This window comes from Sphingomonas sp. 179-I 2A4 NHS, from assembly GCF_045369135.1.
In the GTDB taxonomy this organism is placed as follows: domain Bacteria; phylum Pseudomonadota; class Alphaproteobacteria; order Sphingomonadales; family Sphingomonadaceae; genus Sphingomonas.
Map to the genome: position 1 here is coordinate 73470 of NZ_JBIQFL010000009.1, position 20048 is coordinate 93517.

The window sequence follows — 20048 nt, forward strand, 5'->3', positions numbered from 1 at the left end:
TTTAGCACGATCGGGAGGAAGGCAGAAGATCACGGGCCTGCCAGCAACAGTCGCGAAATATCACGCACGGTGAATGGCTTGGCCATTCTGTCGTTCCGGAGCCACGACTTTACTTGTTCGCGGCGATGATCAGGACGCGTTCGCCAGCACTTCCTCGATACTGCGGCTGACGTCCCAGCGCTCGCCATCATCCGCGCGACGCTCACCGGCATAGACGACCTCGACACGCACCGGCAGACGGGCAGCGGCAAGCGCGCCGCCGAACAGGCGCTCGATCGCGACGCGGCCGTTCTCGCGCGCCTTGCGCAAATTCTCAGGGTCGCGCGCCTTCTCCGCCACGACGTTGCTGGCCGTCAACGCGACCTTGCGCTGAAGCTCCGTCATCGCATCGCGCGAGACATAGACGCCGGACGTCTGATCCAGCGTGACCTGCGAATGATCGATATTGGGCGCGCCGGGCACCACGTCCGGCACCTCGACCAGGAGCACGCGGCGCTCCGGATCGAAGCGGAAATCCCCTGCATCGAGCCGCCGAACGTCGACGAAATAATCGACCGAGAAAGGCGCTTTCACGACGCGCGAGGAATTGAGCCAGCCCCACAAGCGGCTGGTGGCGCCCGTCGCCTGGACGGTGCCGGTCAACCGGCTGACGCGAAGGTCCGCGCTGGTGTGAAGGGTCGCGGCGACGACACGGGCGACGGCGAGGCCGGAATCGTCGGTCGCCACAACATGCCGGTCGTTCCACCAGCGATAGCCGGCGAGCGTCGCCACAACGATCGCGAAGGCCAGCGCCAGCCCGATCGCGGCGACCGCGACCCCGCGCCCGTCAGGCCGCATCCGTAGCGTGCCACGCTCCATCCGCAGACCGCACCAGCCCGCGGCGATCGAGATCGATGAGGTGCGCCAGCACCGACCGTTCCGCAGCAGGATAGAGCCGCTTGTCGACCCCGACGTACATCTTCTCGACCATCGCCGGAATCTCGGCCGTGCCGGCCCGCAACAGCCGCAGGATCTGGCCTTCGCGCTGCTTGCGATGGCCGAGCAGGCCGCGCACCAGCCGCTGCGGCTTCTCGATCGCTTCGCCATGGCCGGGATAATAGACCCGGTCATCGCGCGACATCAGCTTTTCGAGGCTGGCCATGTACGCGGTCATGTCACCATCGGGCGGCGATACGACGCTGGTGGCCCAGCCCATGACGTGATCGCCGGAAAACAGCGCCTGCGTCTCGCGCAAGGCGAAGGCGAGGTGGTTGGAGGTGTGCCCGGGCGTCGCGATCGCCTCCAGCGTCCAGCCGGTGCCGGACACCGTCTCCCCTTCCGCCAGCACGCGATCGGGGGCGTAATCATGATCGAAGGACGCATCCGACCGGGGGCCATCGTCTTCCAGCGCGAAGGGCGCGGCGCCGACGATCGGCGCACCGGTATCTGCCTTCAGGCGCGGCGCGCCGGGGCTGTGATCGCGGTGATGGTGGGTGATGACGATCGCCACCACCGGTCGCCCGGCGACGGCCGCCAGCAGCGCCTCGTGATGCGCTTCGTCCGCCGGGCCCGGATCGATGATCGCTACATCCGCGGTGCCGACGATATGCGTCTGCGTGCCGGTGTAGGTGTAGGCCGAAGCATTGGGCGCCAGCACGCGCAGGACCAGCGGCTCGAGCTGGATCGGGATACCGGTGGGCGGCTCATCCATGGCGCAGCAGATGGCTGCTCACGCCGCGGATGACAAGCACAAGCGATCAGTTCTCCTCGGCCTCGTCACCAAGCCGCTCCAGTTCCTCGTCCAGTCTGGCGAGGGTCTGCTCGCGCGCCTCCGCCGGCATGCGGTGGTTTTCGGCGACGCGATGGCGCGCGGCGAGCATGGCGTTGCGGGTGGAGACCATCGTCAGCCGCCTGATCTTCTCCGCGTTCATCGCGCTTGCCATTGCCCGTGCCTCGGCGCGCGCGCTGGTCCGCTCGATCCGATCGGTGCAGATGGTGATGCGGCGCTTGCCGTCGACCACATCGTGCTCCACCACCGGACGCTCGACATCGCCCTGGCAGCGGGCCGAGCGCACCTCGGGCACGTTGACCGCGACATGCATGTTGGCGGGCGTCATCGTGCGAACATGCACGTTAGGCACTGATGGCGCGGCCGGTGGCTGCGGCGGCTCGGGCGGGACAATCGCAGCTGCGGCGGGCGCAGCCGGGGCCGCTGGTGCGGTCGCTGCCGGCGCGTCGGGCGGCTCAGGGGGCAACGGCCCGGGGTTCGCGGCGATCCAGGCTTCGGCGGCGGCGCCCTTCATCTCGGTGCGCTTGCCGTCGCGCTCGATGACGACGCGGACGTCCTGCACCGGTGCGGCGATCGCCGGGACGACATCGGGGATGGCGACCTTGGCGGCCGTCTCGACGCTCGCGCGCATCCGCTCGGCGGCCTGGGTCCCAGATGCGGTGAGGGCAAGCGCCCCTGCCCCGCTGACCGCGATGGCGCCGAGCCCCGCGAGCGCGCGGCCGCGCGAGATGCGGCTCATGCCGAGCATGCGCAGCCGCCCCTTCAGATCATCGACGGTGTGCAGGTGGCAGGCGGCGGCGATCGCGCCGCCATGCGCCGCCTTCACGATCGCACAGGCATAAGCGTGGCGCGCTCCTTCGCCGAGGCGGGCGAGGACGCGCGCGTCATTGGCCATTTCCTGATCGGCGCGAAAGGCGCGGAAAGCATACCAGGCCAGCGGGTTGAACCAGTGGACCGCGAGCACGCCAAGCGCGATCCAGTTGGCGACCAGATCGCCGCGGGCATGGTGGCCAAGCTCGTGCGCCAGCGCCAATTCCCGCTCGTCCGCATCGTAGCGGGCGGCGAAATCGCGCGGGAAGGCGACGTAGCGGCGTGCGATCCCGAAGGCGAGCGGCCCGGCCGCGGCGGCGCTTTCCACCACCCGAACCTTGCCGATCTCGCCGACCAGCGTCGCGCGTGACAGGAGCCGGCGGCGGAAGCGCGCATAGCTCGTCAGATGCCAGCCGAGGAACGCCGCCGCCCCCAGGCCCCACAACAGGGCGAGGGTGATACCTGGGGTAAGGCTAGGGAAAGCGGCGGCGCCATCGGTGGCGGCAGGGACGATGAAGATCGTGACCTGCTGCCCGACCTGCGAAAAAGGCGCGGTAAAGGGTTCGGTGAAGGACGTGCCGAGCGGCGCGGCGACGCTTTCGCGCAGCCCCTGCGGCAAGGGCGGAAGAAGGAGGCGGAGCGCCGGCAGCGCCCAGAGCGCATAGGCGACCGGCGCCCCGAAGCTGCGGCGGACGGGGCCACGCAGCAGGAGGACCAGCGCGATGAGGATGGCGGAGGCGACGAGCGCCTCGACCGCCCAGGGGACGAGCGCGCTGAGAGCGGGTGCGCTCACCGCCGCGCCGCTCATTGCTTGAGCGCCTTCAGCAGGCTTTCGATCTCGGCAATGTCCTGCGCCGACAGTTCGTCCCGCTCCGCCAGATGCGCGACGAGCGGGGTGAGCTTGCCGCCGAACAGCCGGTCGATCAGGCGGCGCGATTCGCCTGCGACATAATCGCTGCGTTCGACCGCCGGGCGGTAGAGATAGCGACGGCCGTCCTCTTCATGGGTGATGGCGTTCTTGGCGAGCAGCCGGCCGAGCAGCGTCTTGACCGTATTGGCGCTCCAGCCGCGATCGGGATCGACCCGTTCCGCCACCTCCTGCGCGGTGAGCGGGCTATCGTCCCACAGCACCTCCATCACGGCATGTTCGGCATCGCTGATCCGTTCGGCCACGACTCGCTCTCCTGCAACTACACTAGTAGTCACATTGTTTACGGGTGTAGTCAATAGCCGCGCGACGAAGCTGCGCCGAAGTGACGCGCGCGCTGATCAGGGGCTGATCAGAGACCGAGCACCTGCTTGGCGATGATGTTGCGCTGGATCTCGTTCGAGCCGGCGTAGATCGGCCCGGCGCGCTCGTTCATGTAGCGCAGCGGTGCGAGCGCATGCCACGTCTCGCCGGAGACATAGCCATCCGCCGGCGGCGTGTGGCCCGGCACCGCGCCGCCCGGCATGGTGGCGTGCGGCTGATAGACGAGGCCGCGGTCTCCGGCCGCTTCCATCGCCAGTTCGGTGAGCGTGCCGGCAAGCTCGGTACCCATGATCTTCATCATCGAGGAGAGCGCGCCGACGCTGCCGTCGTCATTGGCGGCGGACAGCAGGCGAAGCTCCATGATCTCCAGTACGTCGGCGCGCACGCGGGCACGCGCCAGCTTGGCGGCGAATACCGGATCGTCGATCAACGGCGCGCCGTCGCTGCCGGTCGTCTCCGCCGCGTGGCGTGCAATCGCGTCCGCCCGCGCCTTCAATGCCGGCGCATAGGCGTTGCCGCCGCGCTCGAATTCGAGGAGATATTTCGCCACGCTCCACCCGCGGTCGATCTCGCCCATCACGTTTGCCTTGGGCACGCGTACGTCGGTGAAGAATACCGCGTTCTGCACCTGCTCACCCGACGTCATGGTGAAGGGGCGCACCTCGACGCCCGGCGTCGTCATGTCGATGAGGAGGAAGGTGATGCCCTGTTGCGGCCGGCCTTCCTTCGAGGTGCGCACCAGTGCGAAGATCCAGTTCGCCTCGTTCGCGTGGGTGGTCCACACCTTCTGGCCGTTGACGATAAGGTCGTCGCCATCCTCGACCGCGCTGGTTTGCAGGGAGGCCAGGTCGCTGCCCGAATTGGGCTCCGAATAGCCCTGGCAGAAGAAGACCTCGCCCGACAGGATGCGCGGCAGGAAGAATTGCTGCTGCTCCGGCGTGCCGTATTTCATGATGACATAGGCGACCATCGAGATGCCCATCGGCGACAGGCCAGGGGCGCCAGCGGCGATGCGCTCGCGGTTCCAGATGTAATGCTGCGCCACCGTCCAGTCGGTGCCGCCGTGCTCGGGCGCCCAGTGCGGCGCGGCCCAGCCCTTGGCGACGAGGATCTCCTGCCACTTCATGCTTGCTTCGTGATCGGCGTAGACGCTGGTGGAAAGCTGGCCCGCCCGCTTCAGCTCCGGGGTGAGGCTGGTGGCGAGGAATTCCCGCACTTCCGCCTCGAACGCCTGCTCTTCCGGGCTCCAGTTCAGGTCCATCGCCGCTCTCCTCATGTCCCGCGGGGTTGCACCCCCGTCATCAGGGTCTATGTCGCACGGCGATCTCCATATCCGCAAGGCGAGTGCTCCTGATGGCTGACGAATTCGACTTTGACGTTCTCGTGATCGGTGCCGGTCCGGGTGGCTACGTCGCAGCGATCCGCGCGGCGCAGCTGGGCCTGAAGACCGCGTGCGCCGAAAGCCGCGAGACGCTGGGCGGCACCTGCCTCAACGTCGGCTGCATCCCTTCGAAGGCGATGCTTCACGCGAGCGAGTATTTCGACGCGGCCGCCAATGGCGCGATGGCGAAGATGGGCGTGAAGGTGACGCCGGAGCTGGACCTCGACGCGATGCACGGCCAGCGCCGCGAGTCGGTGAAGAGCCTAACCGGCGGCATCGAATACCTCTTCAAGAAGAACAAGGTGACGTGGCTGAAGGGCCGCGCCAGCTTCGAGGACGCGCACAGTGTCACCGTCGACGGGCAGAAGGTGACCGCGAAGAACATCGTCATCGCTACCGGCTCCAGCGTGACCCCGCTGCCGGGCGTGACGATCGACCAGAAGGTGGTGGTCGATTCGACCGGCGCGCTCGAACTGCCCAAGGTGCCGGAGCATATGGTCGTGATCGGCGGCGGCGTGATCGGACTGGAGCTTGGCTCGGTCTGGCGGCGTCTGGGTGCGAAGGTGACCTGCGTCGAGTTCCTCGACCAGATCCTGCCGGGCTTCGACGGCGACGTGCGCAAGGAAGCCAACAAGATCTTCAAGAAGCAGGGCATCGAGTTCAAGCTGGGCACCAAGGTGACCAGTGTTGCCGTGAACGGTGACAAGGCGACGCTGACCGTCGAACCGGCGGCGGGCGGCGAGACATCGACGATCGAGGCGGATTGCGTGCTGGTGTCGATCGGCCGCAAGCCGAACACCGACGGCCTGGGGCTGGAGAAGATCGGCCTCACCCCGAACAACCGCGGCCAGATCGAAACCGACCACGATTTTCGCACCTCGGTTTCCGGTGTCTGGGCGATCGGCGACGTCATTCCCGGTCCGATGCTGGCGCACAAGGCCGAGGACGAGGGCATTGCCGTTGCCGAGAACATCGCCGGTCAGCATGGCATCGTGAACCATGATGTGATCCCGTCGGTGGTCTACACCTGGCCGGAGATCGCGGGCGTCGGGCTGACCGAGGAAGCCGCCAAGGAAAAGGGCGAGATCAAGGTCGGCAAGTTCCCGATGATGGCGAACAGCCGCGCCAAGACCAACCACGAGCCCGACGGCTTCGTGAAGGTGATCGCGGACGCCAAGACCGATCGCGTGCTGGGCGTGTGGTGCATCGCGAGCGTCGCGGGCACGATGATCGCGCAGGCGGCGCAGGCGATGGAGTTCGGCGCGACCAGCGAGGACATCGCCTACACCTGCCACGCGCACCCGACGCATTCGGAAGCGATCAAGGAAGCCGCGATGGCGGTGCAGGGCAAGCCGATCCACATCTGATCGCGTTCGCCTCATTCAACAGCATTTCTCGTCACCCCGGGCCCGTGCCTGGGGTGATGTTGCATTTGGCAAACTCGGATGGCCTGGCGTTGACGCTCGATTACGCATCACGGCATAGGCGCCTCCAGAGGGAGAGCAGGCGGCCCACATCCTTGTGCGATCCCGTCGTCTCGTTCCTTGTTGCATCGTTGGACAAGCGAGAGAGAACGAGATGAAGGTTGCGGTTTTCGGGCTCGGCTACGTCGGTCTCTCCAACGCGGTGCTGCTGGCGCAGCACAATGAGGTGGTTGCGGTCGACATCACGCCAGAGCGCGTCGCGATGCTGAATGCCCGCAAGTCGCCGATACTGGACGACGAACTGCAGCACTTCCTCGCTGATAAGCCGCTGAACCTCACCGCGACGCTCGATCCCGCCGAGGCGCTGGCCGGCGCGGACTACGTAATCGTGGCGACGCCGACGAACTATGATGTCGAGACCAACAAGTTCGATACTTCGTCCGTCGAGGCGGTGATCTCTACGGCGATCGCGCACAACCGCAATGCTACGATCGTCGTGAAATCCACCATCCCCGTCGGCTTCGTCGACGACGTTCGCCAGCGGCTCAACACTGACCAGGTGATCTTCAGCCCGGAGTTCCTGCGCGAAGGCCGGGCACTGCACGACAACCTTCACCCGTCGCGCATCATCGTCGGCGAACAGTCCGAACGCGCCCGCATCTTTGCCGATCTGCTGCTTGAGGGCGCGGTGAAGAAGGACGTCAGCATCCTGTTCACCAACGCCCGCGAGGCGGAGGCGATCAAGCTGTTCGCCAACACCTACCTCGCGATGCGCGTCGCCTTCTTCAACGAACTCGACAGCTACGCCATCGCCGGCGGCATGGACACGCGCCAGATCATCGACGGCGTCGGCCTCGATCCGCGCATCGGCACACACTACAACAATCCCAGCTTCGGCTATGGCGGCTATTGCCTGCCCAAGGACACCAAGCAGCTCCTCGCCAATTATTCCGAGGTGCCGCAGAACCTGATCCGTGCGATCGTCGACGCCAACCGCACCCGCAAGGACTTCCTCGCCGACCAGATCATCGCCCGTCGCCCTAGGACGGTGGGCGTGTTCCGGCTGGTGATGAAGGCGGGATCGGACAATTTTCGCCAGTCCTCGATCCAGGGCATCATGAAGCGGATCAAGGCTAAGGGCATCAACGTCGTGATCTACGAGCCCGCGATGCAGGAGGAGGAATTCTTCGGATCGCGCGTGATCCGCGATGTCGCCGAGTTCAAGCAGGCCGCCGACGTCATCATCGCCAACCGCAACACGCAAGAGCTGGCGGACGTGGCCGAGAAGGTCTTCACCCGCGATCTGTTCGGATCCGACTGACCGGTCGGACAGGATCGGTTGAGCACATCGAGAGCGCGGGCGGCGGCTATTCTGTCGCTTGCGCATCGCCCAAAGGTTCAGGCCGCAAGCGCGGGCACGTCGTAACAATAATCGCAGCTCTTCGCGGCGATACTGGCCGTAACGGGATTTACGGGCTACTCGACCGGCCCAGCAGCCGGAGCGACCCCAGTTGATGATCCAGGTTTCCGAGCAACAGCGCTACAGCGATATCTTCGTCGGCGATGGCGAGATGGCCCGTTTGATGCGGGCACATGACTGGAGCGCGACGTCGCTCGGCACCCCGGAAACATGGCCCAATGCCCTCAAGGTCGCGCTTCGCCTGCTGCTCACCTCGCGGTTCGAGATGTGGCTGGGCTGGGGCCCGGATATCAATTTCTTCTACAACGACGCCTATCAGCCGACGCTTGGCATCAAGCATCCGAAATCGCTGGCGACGCCCACCCAGATCCTGTGGGCGGAAATCTGGGACGACATCAAGGATCGCCTGGCCACCGTCTATGAGAAGGGCGAGGCGACCTGGGATCGCGCGCTGCTGCTGCTGCTGGAGCGCAACGGTTATCCCGAAGAGACGTACCACACCTTCTCCTACAGCCCGCTGATCGGCGACAGTGGAAAGGTCGAGGGCGTGTTCTGCGCGGTTTCGGAGGAAACCGATCGCGTGATCAGCGAGCGGCGGCTCGCCTCGCTGCGCGAGCTCGCCTCTGCGCTCACCACCGCGCAGGACAAGGCGGAAGTGGTGGAGGCGGTGCAAACCGGCCTGTCGCGCAATCTTCAGGACCTGCCGTTCAGCCTGGTCTATCTGTTCGGTGACGACCGGACACCGCATCTTGCGGCCGCTACGGGGATCGCGCCCGAGGATCCGCTGGCGGCGCCTGAGCCTTGGCGGATCGAGCGCCTGCTGAGCGACGGGCGGATCCTGGTCGAGGACGCGCCCCCCGGCACGCTGCCGCAGGGCGCTTGGAGCAAGCCGCCGACGAAGGTGGCGATCATCCCGCTTGCCGGGCAGAGCGGGCGGCGCGCGCGCGGCGCGCTGGTGGTGGGGCTCAATCCCTTCCGTCCAGCAGAAGAGCAATACCTCAGTTTCCTCGAACTGCTCGCCGGGCAGATCGCCGCCGGGCTCGTCCGCGCCGAGATCATGGAGCAGCGCACCCGCGAGCGGGACCGGGTGCACCAGCTGTTCCGCCAGGCGCCAAGCTTCATGTGCATCCTCGCCGGCCCGGAACACCGGTTCGAACTCGTCAACGACGCCTACATGCAGCTCGTCGGCCATCGCGACCTGATCGGCCGCCCGCTGCGCGAGGCGCTGCCGGAGATCACCGGCCAGGGCTATTTCGAGCTGCTCGACAAGGTGAAGACCGAAGGCAAGCCATTCGTCGGGCGCAACATGCCGGTGATGATCCAGCGCAGCCCGGACTCGGAGCCGGAGGAGCGGTTCGTCCACCTGGTGTACCAGCCGATCTTCGATACCTCCGGCAAGGTCTCCGGCATCTTCGTCGATGGCTATGACGTCACGCATCAGAAGCGCGCCGAGGATCAGCTGCACCAGATGAACCAGACGCTGGAGCAGCGCGTCAGCGAGCGCACCGCGGAACTGCGCGAGGCGCTGGACCAGCTGCACCACGAGGCGCGCGAGCGTGAGATCGCCGAGCGGGCGCTGCGCCATTCGCAGAAGCTGGAGGCGCTGGGCAAGCTGACCGGCGGCGTGGCGCATGATTTCAACAACCTGCTGCAGGTGGTCAGCGGCAATCTCCAGCTGCTGGCACGCGACGTCGCCGGGAATGCGCGTGCCGAGCGGCGGGTGGAAAATGCCATGGCCGGCGTCACCCGCGGCGCGAAGCTCGCCTCGCAGCTGCTCGCCTTCGGCCGGCGCCAGCCGCTCGAACCCAAGGTCATCAATCTTGGCCGGCTGTTGCGCACGATGGACGATCTGCTTCGCCGCGCGCTTGGCGAGGACGTGGAGATCGAGACGATCGTTTCGGGCGGGCTGTGGAACACGCTGATCGATCCGAGCCAGATCGAGAATGCGATCCTGAACCTTGCGATCAACGCGCGCGATGCGATGGAAAATGGCGGCCGCCTGACGATTGAGGCGAGCAATGCCTTCCTCGACGACGAATATTGCCGCCAGCATGCCGAGGTGACGCCGGGCCAATATGTCGTGGTGGCGGTGACGGACACCGGCACCGGCATCCCGAAGGAGCTGATCGAGCAGGTGTTCGAGCCGTTCTTCAGCACCAAGCCCGAAGGCAAGGGAACGGGCCTGGGCCTGTCGATGGTCCATGGCCTGGTGAAGCAGAGCGGCGGGCATCTGAAGATCTACAGCGAAGTCGGCGAAGGGACGACGATCAAGCTCTACCTGCCGCGTGTACTGCAGGACGAGGACGTGTTGACCGACATCAGCGCGGCGCCGGTGCTGGGTGGATCGGAGACCATCCTGGTGGTGGAGGACGACGATGGCGTGCGCGAAACTGCCGTCTCGCTGTTGTCCGAACTCGGCTATCGCGTGCTGAAGGCGCGCGACGCGCAGGGCGGGCTGAACGTGATCGAAAGCGGCATCCCGATCGACCTGCTGTTCACCGACGTGGTGATGCCGGGCCCCCTGCGCAGCCCGGAGCTTGCGCGCAAAGCCAAGGAGCGGCTGCCGAACATCGGCGTGCTCTTCACCTCAGGCTATACCGAGAACGCGATCGTCCACCACGGCCGGCTCGATCCCGGCGTGGAACTATTGTCAAAGCCCTACACGCGCGAAGCGCTGGCGCGGAAGATCCGGCATGTGCTGAGCCTCAGCCGGGCCGAGAGCGAGGGGCAGCCCGCGTAGCGCGAGCGGCTGCTCAGTCGGCGGCAAGCCAGGCTGCGCAGGCGAGATCCTGCACGATGCTGCCGAGTGACTTGTAAAGCGTCACGTCCGTTGCCGTGACACGGCCGGGGAGCGTGCCGGCGAAGACCTCGCCGATCTCGCCCAGCACATGATCGTCGCCGACCAGCCCGGCCGCCTTGGCGTTCAGGAACTCGGCGCCCTGGCTCAGCACTCCCGCTCGGTGATCGGCAAAGAAACGCGATCGTACGACGAGATCGTTGGCGATTTCCGCCGGGCCGGCGCGGCTCGATCCGACGGCGTTGATATGGGTGCCCGGCGCAACGTCGGCAGCGAACAGGAACGGCTCGCTGGCGGCAGTGACGGTGCAGATGATGTCAGCCTCCGCGACTGCCTCGCGCGGCGATGAAGCGGCCCGCGTATCCATCTCCGTCGCGAGCTGCTCGGCCCGCGCGCGATCACGGCCCCAGACGATCACCTCGCTAAAACTGCGGACTGCGCGCAGCGCCTCGATATGGCGGCGGGCCTGTTCACCGGTCCCGAACACCGCCAGCCGTTTGGCGTCCGGCCGGGCAAGCGCCTCGGTCGCACCAGCGGACGCGGCGGCGGTGCGGATCGCGGTCAGCACGCCCGCGTCGACCACCGCGCGGGGCGCGCCGGTGGCGGGATCGAAGATCATCACCAGCCCCTGATGCGACAGGCCGCCGCGCGCGACATTGCCGGGGAAGACGCTGACGAGCTTGGCACCGAACGCGCCGCCGTCGAGCGATCCCGGCATGACGCCGAACGCATTCTCGCCATCGAGATCAATGATGCCGCGCAGCAGCTGGCGCGTCCGCCCGGCCGACAGCGCCTCCATCGCTTCGCGCACCAGCGCAATCGCGACGTCATAGGTCAGCCGTTCGCTCACCTCCGCGGCGGTGATCATGCGGACCGTCATGCCTCTGCCTCCCTGGCGATCCGCCGGCGGAACAGGCGGATCAGCAATGTCGCGTTGAGCAGCATCACCACGCCGTAGATGTTCTGCGTCACCGCCATCGGCAGGCTGCCGAGGACGGTGAGCGTCAGGAACAGCGCCAGCGTCGCATTCTGCACGCCCGTCTCGATTGCCAGCGTCATCCGGTCGCGCGTGTCGAGGCGCAGCAAGCGCCCGGCGAGCAGCCCGCACGCCATGGCACTGATATTCAGCGCGTAGATCGCGGGCGTCGCCGCGACGAGGTTTGCGATCACCATCTCGAAGCTGACCGCGACCGAAAAGCCAATCACCGCAACCAGCACGATCATCGCAGTGGGCCGCAGCCGGCGAGCGATGCCAGCGGCGGCATCGGGCGCGAAGCGGCGGACGATCATGCCGGCGGCGATCGGCAGCAAGGTGATCCGCGCAAGCTGCGCCATAGTCGCCAGCGCGTCGAGCTGCGGCACCGCCGCCTCGCTGCCGCCGAGGAACCATGGCACGGCCCAGCGCAGCAAGAGCGGAATGGTGAAGACGGTGACGATGCTGGTCATCACCGTCAGCACCACGGCCAGCGCGACATTGCCGCGCCCGACGAACGTCAGCGCGTTGGACGTGGTGCCCGCCGGGCAGATCGAGACGATGAAGAGGCCGAGCGCCAGTTCCGGCGGCAGGCGGAACAGAAGGCCGATTCCAAGGCCGAGCAGCGGCAGCACCAGCAGATGGATGCCGAAGCCTGCAACCACCGCACGCCCGCCGCGCAGGATGCCGGCAAAGTCGCGCGGCGCCAGCGTCAGCCCCATGCTGAACATGATCAGCGCCAGCCCGCAGGGCACCAGCAGCTGGTTGACGAAGGCGATGAGCTCCGGGCTCATGCGCCCCACACGTCGCGGGCGTAGCGCAGGAAGTTGCCGCCCATGATCTTCTCGATCCGCGCCGCCTTGTGGCCGCGCTGTTCGAGGAGGGCAATCAGGCGGCGATATTGCGTCGGCCCGCTCAGATCCTCGACGAACGGCAAGGTATCCGGGTTTTCGCCGCGCGCGGAGATGCCAGCGGCCTTGCGCTCGGCGATCTCCTGCCGGATCGCGGCGCGATAGGCGGCGATGTCGTCCACCGCCGTCGTGCCGCCATCGGTGCCGATGCCGACATGATCCTCGCCGCAGACCTTCACCGCATGTTCAATATGCGCGACCACGTCGGCCGCGCTCGCAACGCTCGACGGGTTAAGGAACGGCATGAAATAGATGCCGACGAACCCGCCCTTCGAGGCGACCAGCCGCAACTCCTCATCGGTCTTGTTGCGCGGCATGTCGGTGAGCGCGCGGCAGCCGGTGTGGTTGATCGAGATCGGCTGTGCCGACAGCCGCGCCGCCTCAAGGCAAGTGCGCTCCCCGCTGTGCGACAGATCTACCATCACGCGATTGGCGTTGAGCCGGGCGATCACCTCGCGCCCGAACGGCGTGATACCGCCGTTCTCCGGGGCCATCGATCCACTGCCAACCGCATTGGCGGGATTGTACGTCAGCTGAATCACCCGCACGCCAAGATCGGCGAACGTGTCGGCGCGAGACGCATCATCGCCGAGCATGGTGGTGTTCTGGAAGCCGTAGATGACGCCGATCCGCCCCGCCGCATAGGCACGCTGCATGTCGGCCGCGGTGTGAATCTTGGCCAGCGCATCGGGGCGCGCACGGATGCGGCGATCCCAGATGCCGATGTCGCGAACCGTCGCCTCGAACGGATCGCCGGCGCCGGAGACATGGCCCAGCGTGATGTTGATCGCGTCCATGCCGGAGGCGCGCGCATCATTGACCACCCGGTCGCTCAGCAGCGCGCGCTCCTCCGCCGGCACCGCGCCTTGCCCCCGCGGCGCATTGGGATCGCTGAACCCGCCCAGCGCATTGACGATCAGCATGTCGCGCGCCGGCGCTTTCCGGGTCTGTGCGACGGCGCCCGAGGCGCTGCCCGCGACGAGCCCGGCAAGAACGGTGCGGCGATCAATCACGGCCAAGCTCCTCTTCAGTCACGTCGCGGAAGTCCTCGCGCGGATAGGCGCGGCCGCGCTTCACGGTCATCACCACGCTACGCATGTTGGCGATGTCGGCCAGCGGGTCGCGCGCGAGAACGACGAGGTTGGCGAGCTTGCCGGGCGCGATCGTGCCCATCTCATCCTCGCGGCCCATCGACTTGGCGCCGACCAGCGTTGCGGAGCGGATCGCCTGCGCCGGCGTGAAGCCGGCCTTGCGCACCAGCAGCTCAAGCTCGTCGAACAGGCCGGGGTACGGCGCGCCCGCGCCGGTATCCCCATCGGTGCCGGCGGCGATCTCGATCCCGGCGCGGTGCGCCTGGGCGGTCAGTGCGGCGGCGAGATCGAGCGAACAATAAGCCGGCGGCCCCCCGGCGCGCGCCCGCGCCTCGCCCTCCTGATAGACCCGCAATGTCGCATCGAGCAGCATGCCGCGCCGGCGCATGTCCGCGAACAGCGACGCCATCACCGGGTTGCGACCGGCGAGGAACGGCGCCGGATCGATCGGCACGCGCTGCTGATAGCTTTGCGGCCGCTGGTCGACCGCCTGATAGGCGAGGTAGCAGCTGTGCGAGACGACGTCCGGCCCGGCGGCGATCACATCGGCCGGGGGCGTCGGGAAGACCATGCCGTGCGCCCACACCTGCATCTTCTGCCGGTGCGCCTCTTCGGTGATGCGGGCGATGAGCGGCGCGGGGAGGTTCGCGTACACCTTGATTGCGCTCGCCCCCGTGCCGCGCGCCCGCGCTACTGCGAGCGGCAGATCGGTGCGGTCATCGATCGCCTGCATCCAGGCGCCCTCGCCCGGCTTCACCCCGGCGCTGACGGCGAGCACGCGCGGATCGTCAAAGAAGCTCGGCCCAGCGAACAACGCGGCATAGACGAGGTCGGGCGAGGCGATTTCCGCGACCTGCGCGGCGCGCGCCAGTTCAGCGACGGCGCGAAGATCGTCCGCCATGATCCGCGTCGCGGTGATGCCGCTGTAGAGATCGCGGCGCATCAGCGCCTCGGCCCGGCGGCGATTGGGCGGCGTCGCGACATGCTGATGGCTGTCGATCAGCCCGGGAAGAAGGTAGCGGCCGCTGAGGTCGACGATCGTCGCGCCGGCAGGAAGAGCGCGCGCGAGCTGGGCGTCGGGCGCGACCCGCTGGATGCGGTCGCCGCGGACGATCACCGCCATGTCGCGCAGCGGCGCGGCGCCGGTGCCATCGAGCACGGTTGCATGGCGATAGACGGTGGTCGCCGGCGGCGCGGGCTCGGCTGGCGCCGCCCCGCCCGTCACGACAGCGCCCGCCGCCATGGCGACCATTGCCGCCACACGCCTCATCAACCGCATCCCTTCCCCCCCCTTGCGTCATCGCCCCAGCCCGGCGGCCTTCTTCGGGCTTCCGCGGCGAAGGACAAGCGCTTTGTGTCGTCTTGCGGACAATTGACGCCTGAAAATGGCGCGCGGGCCCCGTGGAGCGATCAGTAGATGTCGCGGCGATAGCGGCCCTCGGCGAGCATCGCCTCCAGCACATCCTCGCCCAGCATCTCCGCGAGCACATGGTGGACCGCCGAGGCCATGCCCACCATGCTGCCGCACACGTAGATCGCGCCCCCGTTCGCGACGGCATCGCGCACGATCGGCGCAGCGTCTGCGAGCGCATCCTGGACGTAGCGCCTGGGCACGCCGCGGGACCAGGCGGTGTGGCTCGCGGCGAGGACGCCCGCGCACTGCAGCCGCTGCCGTTCCACAGCATGGAAGTCGTCATGATCCGGATGGCGTTCGCCGAAGAACAGCCAGGCTGGCCCAGCCCCTAGCGTCCCGGCACGCTGGCGAAGATGCGCCATCAGGCCGGCAAGGCCCGTACCGTTGCCGATCAGGATCATCGGGGTCGCCGGGTCTTCCGGCGCGTGGAAGGCCGCATTGCTTCGCACCCGCGCCTTCACGATACCACCGATCGGCGCGCCGGCGGTGAGCCAGCCGGAGCCGAGGCCGGCAAAGCCGTCCGCGGCCTGGCACTCGCGCACGATCAGTTCGACGCGGCCGGACGGCGCGACCGAGGCAATCGAATATTCGCGGTGCGCGAGCGGCTTCAGCGTGTCGATATCGATCGGCAGTGGCTCGTCGAGCGGCAGGATTCGCGTCGCCAGCTGCGCGCGCAGAGCCGGCGTGTCGTTAAGTCCGTGGCGCGCGATGAAGGCATCCACGCGCCGCGGATCCTGCTGCGGCAGAATTTCCACGATATCGCCCGCGGCCCAGGCGGGCTCGCCCGCGGGTGGGATCAAGGCGACATGAAACGCGGCGCCGCCGCTGCTGCCGGGGTTGAGCAGCCGCCGCTCCGCCAGGCGCCAATCGCCAAGCTCCGCCGGCGCCCAATCCGGCTGGTCGGTTCGCGCGCCCAGGCCGGCGAGCTGCTGCTGCCACTGGCGCAGCGCGCCCGCATCCTCGTCGTCCACCTCGATCACGTCGAACAACCGCTCGGCCCCGCCAGCGTGGAGCCACTGGTCGACCTGGTGGCCGAAGGCGCAGAAGTCCGGATACTCGCGGTCGCCCAGCGCCAGCACGGCGTAATGGAGATGCGAGAAGTCACCGGGCGCCTCTTGCAGCTGCCGCGCGAAGCCTCGGGCCGCATCGGGCGGCTCGCCTTCGCCATAGGTGCTGGCGACGATCAGCAGCCGACCGACGCTGGCGATCCGGCCTGTATCGAGCGCGGCGATCGGCAGGACGGCCGAATCTGGCAGGGCCTGCGCCGTCAGCCGCGCGATCCGTTCGGCCGATCCGGTATGCGAGGCAAATGCGACGATCGTCGTCACGCCTGCCGCCGGCGGACCATCAGGCACCTGCGCCGATATGGCCTTCAGCGCTGCCTTGCGCCGTCGCCGCGCAAAGTAGAGCAGGAAGCCGGTGATGGTGAACAGCGGCATCGTGAGGCTGCTCAGCGTCATCGCGATCCGCCCCGGCATCCCCCAATAGGCGCCGCGATGCAGTTCATAGACGCTGGTGACCAGGTCCTCGCCCCAGCGACGATCCGCATAAGGGACGTGGGAGATGACCGCGCCGGTGGTGCCATCGATCATCAGTTCGTCCGAGACGCGATCGTGCCGCGCGCCGGGCAGCTTGGCACGAAACTCGACGGCGTGATCGCGCACGCTGGCAGTGATCCGCTCATAGCTGCGCCCGCCGGTCGCCCGCTCGAACCCGCGCCACGCGACGCGCAGGTCCGCGGGCTCGTCGCTCACCGGCATCGCACGGGCGACCTCGGCGCGCGCCGGCGCCAGCAGCCGCTGCGCACCGTCACGATACCAGCCGTAGGACCACCACAGTCCCGTGCCGGCGCTGATGAGGTAGAACAGGATCAGCCAGCTGCCGATCACCGTGTGCAGCGCACGATAGAGGTTGCGCCCGGTCTTGCGCAGATCGAGCACGAACCAGCTGCGCCAGTCGAGCGGGCGGCGCGGCCAGCGCAGATAAAGCCCCGACAGGGCGAAGAAGATCAGCGACAGCGCGGCAAAGCCGGTGACCCGCCGGCCGAAGCCATTGCCGTCACCCGGCAGCGCCATCCAGCGGTGTACCGACCTGATCGTTTCGAAGAAGGCCTCGCCGCGTGGTTCACCCAGCATCTGCCCGGTGGCGGGATCGAGGTAGCTCCGCTCACGCTTCTTCGAACCGCCCTCGGTGTAACGGACCACCGCGACACGCGTCGGATCACGCTCCACGATCAGCCGCGAGATGCGGATATCGGGCCGCTGCGCTTCGATGCGGGCGATAAGCTGCGGCCCGGTGAGCGGCGGCGTGGATGAAGGCGAGACCGTGATGATGCCGCGATTGGCAGCCTCGAGGATCTCCGCCTCGAAGCTCATCGTCGCGCCGGTCACACCCATCACGGCAAGCACGAGCCCCGCGGTGATGCCGAGGAACCAATGGACCTGGAAGAGCAGCGCACGGCCCATTCGCGAATCGTTCTCAATTAAGCTTGTTATTGCGAAGCACTCGCGTTAGGCGCCGCCTCCATTCTGGTCAATGCGGGGGGCATGTAGCGTGGCAATGACGGCGGGTTTGCGGAGCATCTGGTGGAGCAGCGCCGCGGTCATGGCGGTCGCGATTCCGCAGTCTACGCTGGCCGAGACGGCTGCTTCTCCCGAGGCGCCAGCCGAAGCACAGGGTAATCCGGACGGCTCCGTGGCCGACGAGGACATCGTCGTGACCGCGGCTCGCACGATCCTGCCGCCCAACGCGCTGCCGCTGACCATCGACGTCATCGAAAAGACCACGCTCGATCAGCAGATCGCCATTTCCGGCAGCATCACCGATGCCGTCGCGGTCCTGACGCCGAGCTTCTCCCCCACGCGCGGCAAGCTTTCGGGCGCGGGCGAGACACTGCGTGGTCGCTCGCCGCTCTATGCGATCAACGGCATCCCACAGACCACGCCGCTGCGCGACGGCAGCCGCGACGGCTTCACCATCGACGGCTTCTTCATCGACCGCGTGGAGCTGATCTACGGATCGAACGCGCTGCAGGGCGTCGGCGGCACCGGCGGCATCGTCAACCAGGTGACGGTCGGCGCCCCGCGGGCCGAGGGGATCACAGGCCGTGTCCTGCTGCAGGGCACGGCGGCGGACGGGTTCGAAGGCAACTCGCTCGGCGGCAAGGCGGCGGGCCTCGTCCAGTACAAGTCCGGCATCTTCGACGCGACGGTCGGCGCCTCCTATGAGCGGCGCGGCGTCTTCTACGATGCCGAGAACCGGCGGATCGGGATCAACCTGACGCAGGGCGAAACGCAGGATTCGCGCGCCTACAATCTTTTCGGCCGCTTCGGCGTCGAACTGGGCAGCACCGGACGCCTCGACCTTATCGCCAACCGCTACGAGCTGAACGGCGACGGCGACTATGTCGCGCTGCCGGGCAACCGCGCCACCGGTCTCCCGACCAGTGCGGTGCGTGGCGACGCGCCCGGCAAGCCGGCGGCGAACCGCGCGGAGGCACTGTCGCTATCCTATACCGACACTGATGTCGCGGGCGGCAATCTCACCGCGCAGCTGTTCTTCAACCGCACGTACGACACGTTCGGCGGCGAGCTGGCGCCGATCGCCACCTTCCAGGATCCGGCGATCGCCCCGCTCAATACGCTGTTCGATCAGTCCGAAAACCGGTCGCGCAAGATCGGCGCCCGCGCGAGCTACGAACGCGCCGTCCCCGGCTTCGAGGCGCTGGTCGCGACGATTGGCTTCGACGCCTTGTGGGACAAGACAGAGCAGCGGCTGATCGCCACCAACCGCATCTGGGTGCCCCCGGCGGATTTCCGCAGCCTTGCGCCCTTCGCGCAGGCGAACCTCAAGCTGTTTGACGGCAAGATGCGCCTGGCCGGCGGCGCGCGCTGGGAGAATGTGAAGGTCCGCATCGACGATTACCACACGCTCGCTTCCACCACGTACGACGGGCGCAACCCGGCGACGTTCGGCGGCGTGGCGGTGAAGGGCGGTGAACCCGGCTTCGATCAGGTGCTGTGGAATGGCGGCGTGATCCTGGAGCCGGTCAGCGGCATCCGCGCGTATGCAAGCTATGCCGAGGGCTTCACCATGGCCGACATCGGCCGCATCACCCGCGCGGTGAGCGTGCCCGGTACTGATCTCAGCAGCTTCCGCGCGATTGATCCCGTCATCTCCAACAACCGCGAAGTCGGCGTCGAGGTGAAGCGCGGGCCGCTGGATGCCAGCGCGACCTATTTCTGGTCGTCGAGCGACAATGGCCAGGTGCTCGTCGCGCTCGGCAACGGCATCTTCGAGGTGCAGCGGCAGCGGGTCGAGATCCAGGGCCTGGAGGTAAACCTGGGCGTCGCCATGCCGCTGAAGGGCCTGCGCCTATCGACCGGCTATGCCCATATCCTCGGTCGATATGACAGCGACAGCCGCGCACCCGACGGGGTGGTCGACACCGATCTCGACGGGACCAACATCTCGCCCGACCGGCTCAACCTCGCCGTGGATTACGCCAATGGCCCGGTGATGGCACGCGTGCAGACGCAATATTACCTCTCACGCAACTTCCGCGGAAAGGCGAACCCCGACCCGCGCAACAATTTCGCGGGCTATAACGTGACGGACGCATCGATCCGTTACCAGACCGGGATCGGCGGCTTCACGCTCAGCGCGCACAACATCTTCGACAATTTCTACATCGATTATAACAGCGACACGCGGCTGCCGAACGACAACCTCGCCTTCTTCGCCGGCCGCGGGCGCACGTTTACGTTGGGCTGGGATATGCGCTTCTGATCTGCCGCTGACCGTCGCC

Annotated in this window: 14 protein-coding genes; 4 read left to right on the top strand and 10 right to left on the bottom strand. The window is 67.4% G+C overall.

Features of this window, described 5'->3' with window-relative positions:
* Positions 1 to 129: 129 nt before the first annotated feature.
* From ACH0CP_RS14745 to ACH0CP_RS14765, 5 genes are all read right to left on the bottom strand, one after another.
* Entirely contained in the window at positions 130 to 837 is a 708-nt protein-coding gene (locus ACH0CP_RS14745) for a hypothetical protein (protein ID WP_294444714.1), read from the bottom strand.
* Complete coding sequence (locus ACH0CP_RS14750) at positions 827 to 1690, bottom strand: MBL fold metallo-hydrolase (RefSeq protein WP_294444713.1); 864 nt, start codon at positions 1688 to 1690, stop codon at positions 827 to 829. Before ACH0CP_RS14750 ends, ACH0CP_RS14745 begins: the two co-directional genes overlap by 11 nt.
* 46 nt (positions 1691 to 1736) lie before the next feature.
* Positions 1737 to 3386: a M56 family metallopeptidase gene (locus tag ACH0CP_RS14755; RefSeq protein WP_294444712.1), complete on the bottom strand. Its 1650-nt coding sequence runs from the start codon at positions 3384 to 3386 to the stop codon at positions 1737 to 1739.
* Entirely contained in the window at positions 3383 to 3751 is a 369-nt protein-coding gene (locus ACH0CP_RS14760; protein ID WP_294444710.1) for a BlaI/MecI/CopY family transcriptional regulator, read from the bottom strand. Before ACH0CP_RS14760 ends, ACH0CP_RS14755 begins: the two co-directional genes overlap by 4 nt.
* Positions 3752 to 3858: 107 nt before the next feature.
* Entirely contained in the window at positions 3859 to 5091 is a 1233-nt protein-coding gene (locus ACH0CP_RS14765; RefSeq protein WP_294444709.1) for an acyl-CoA dehydrogenase family protein, read from the bottom strand.
* 92 nt (positions 5092 to 5183) lie between these two features.
* Here ACH0CP_RS14765 and lpdA point away from each other — a divergent pair, with 92 nt between their 5' ends.
* From lpdA to ACH0CP_RS14780, 3 genes are all read left to right on the top strand, one after another.
* Complete coding sequence (gene lpdA, locus ACH0CP_RS14770) at positions 5184 to 6578, top strand: dihydrolipoyl dehydrogenase (RefSeq protein WP_406875768.1); 1395 nt, start codon at positions 5184 to 5186, stop codon at positions 6576 to 6578.
* 211 nt (positions 6579 to 6789) lie between these two features.
* Complete coding sequence (locus ACH0CP_RS14775) at positions 6790 to 7956, top strand: nucleotide sugar dehydrogenase (protein WP_294444931.1); 1167 nt, start codon at positions 6790 to 6792, stop codon at positions 7954 to 7956.
* A gap of 193 nt (positions 7957 to 8149) precedes the next feature.
* Positions 8150 to 10795 carry an ATP-binding protein gene (locus tag ACH0CP_RS14780; RefSeq protein ID WP_406875769.1) on the top strand — a complete coding sequence of 882 codons (2646 nt, stop codon included), beginning with the start codon at positions 8150 to 8152 and terminating at the stop codon, positions 10793 to 10795.
* A gap of 13 nt (positions 10796 to 10808) precedes the next feature.
* On the opposite strand, the gene ACH0CP_RS14785 is transcribed toward ACH0CP_RS14780, so the two are convergent.
* The 5 genes from ACH0CP_RS14785 to ACH0CP_RS14805 all read right to left on the bottom strand — a co-directional run bounded on the left by ACH0CP_RS14785 (position 10809) and on the right by ACH0CP_RS14805 (position 17706).
* Entirely contained in the window at positions 10809 to 11732 is a 924-nt protein-coding gene (locus ACH0CP_RS14785) for an ornithine cyclodeaminase family protein (protein ID WP_294444929.1), read from the bottom strand.
* Positions 11729 to 12619, bottom strand: a complete 891-nt coding sequence (locus tag ACH0CP_RS14790; RefSeq protein ID WP_294444928.1) for a bile acid:sodium symporter family protein — start codon at positions 12617 to 12619, stop codon at positions 11729 to 11731. Before ACH0CP_RS14790 ends, ACH0CP_RS14785 begins: the two co-directional genes overlap by 4 nt.
* On the bottom strand, positions 12616 to 13749 hold the full coding sequence (locus ACH0CP_RS14795; protein WP_294444927.1) for a dipeptidase: 1134 nt from the start codon (positions 13747 to 13749) through the stop codon (positions 12616 to 12618). The genes ACH0CP_RS14790 and ACH0CP_RS14795 overlap by 4 nt, the downstream gene beginning before the upstream one ends.
* Positions 13742 to 15097, bottom strand: a complete 1356-nt coding sequence (locus ACH0CP_RS14800) for an amidohydrolase family protein (protein WP_406875770.1) — start codon at positions 15095 to 15097, stop codon at positions 13742 to 13744. Before ACH0CP_RS14800 ends, ACH0CP_RS14795 begins: the two co-directional genes overlap by 8 nt.
* A gap of 140 nt (positions 15098 to 15237) precedes the next feature.
* The gene (locus ACH0CP_RS14805; RefSeq protein ID WP_406875771.1) at positions 15238 to 17706 is read right to left on the bottom strand and encodes a PepSY domain-containing protein; all 2469 of its coding nucleotides are present in this window, start codon (positions 17704 to 17706) and stop codon (positions 15238 to 15240) included.
* Between the two features lie 139 nt (positions 17707 to 17845).
* On the opposite strand from ACH0CP_RS14805, the gene ACH0CP_RS14810 reads away from it, so the two are divergent.
* Positions 17846 to 20029 (top strand): TonB-dependent receptor, encoded by a 2184-nt coding sequence (locus ACH0CP_RS14810; protein ID WP_406875772.1) that lies wholly within the window; start codon positions 17846 to 17848, stop codon positions 20027 to 20029.
* The last annotated feature ends 19 nt before the right edge of the window (positions 20030 to 20048 follow it).

Coding starts and splice junctions, on each gene's coding strand:
- ACH0CP_RS14790 (WP_294444928.1), bottom strand. CDS start 12,619: ATGAGCCCGGAGCTCATCGCCTTCGTCAACCAGCTGCTGGTGCCCTGC.
- ACH0CP_RS14785 (WP_294444929.1), bottom strand. CDS start 11,732: ATGACGGTCCGCATGATCACCGCCGCGGAGGTGAGCGAACGGCTGACC.
- ACH0CP_RS14750 (WP_294444713.1), bottom strand. CDS start 1,690: ATGGATGAGCCGCCCACCGGTATCCCGATCCAGCTCGAGCCGCTGGTC.
- ACH0CP_RS14765 (WP_294444709.1), bottom strand. CDS start 5,091: ATGGACCTGAACTGGAGCCCGGAAGAGCAGGCGTTCGAGGCGGAAGTG.
- ACH0CP_RS14805 (WP_406875771.1), bottom strand. CDS start 17,706: ATGGGCCGTGCGCTGCTCTTCCAGGTCCATTGGTTCCTCGGCATCACC.
- ACH0CP_RS14745 (WP_294444714.1), bottom strand. CDS start 837: ATGCGGCCTGACGGGCGCGGGGTCGCGGTCGCCGCGATCGGGCTGGCG.
- ACH0CP_RS14775 (WP_294444931.1), top strand. CDS start 6,790: ATGAAGGTTGCGGTTTTCGGGCTCGGCTACGTCGGTCTCTCCAACGCG.
- ACH0CP_RS14810 (WP_406875772.1), top strand. CDS start 17,846: ATGGCGGTCGCGATTCCGCAGTCTACGCTGGCCGAGACGGCTGCTTCT.
- ACH0CP_RS14780 (WP_406875769.1), top strand. CDS start 8,150: ATGATCCAGGTTTCCGAGCAACAGCGCTACAGCGATATCTTCGTCGGC.
- ACH0CP_RS14755 (WP_294444712.1), bottom strand. CDS start 3,386: ATGAGCGGCGCGGCGGTGAGCGCACCCGCTCTCAGCGCGCTCGTCCCC.
- lpdA (WP_406875768.1), top strand. CDS start 5,184: ATGGCTGACGAATTCGACTTTGACGTTCTCGTGATCGGTGCCGGTCCG.
- ACH0CP_RS14800 (WP_406875770.1), bottom strand. CDS start 15,097: ATGAGGCGTGTGGCGGCAATGGTCGCCATGGCGGCGGGCGCTGTCGTG.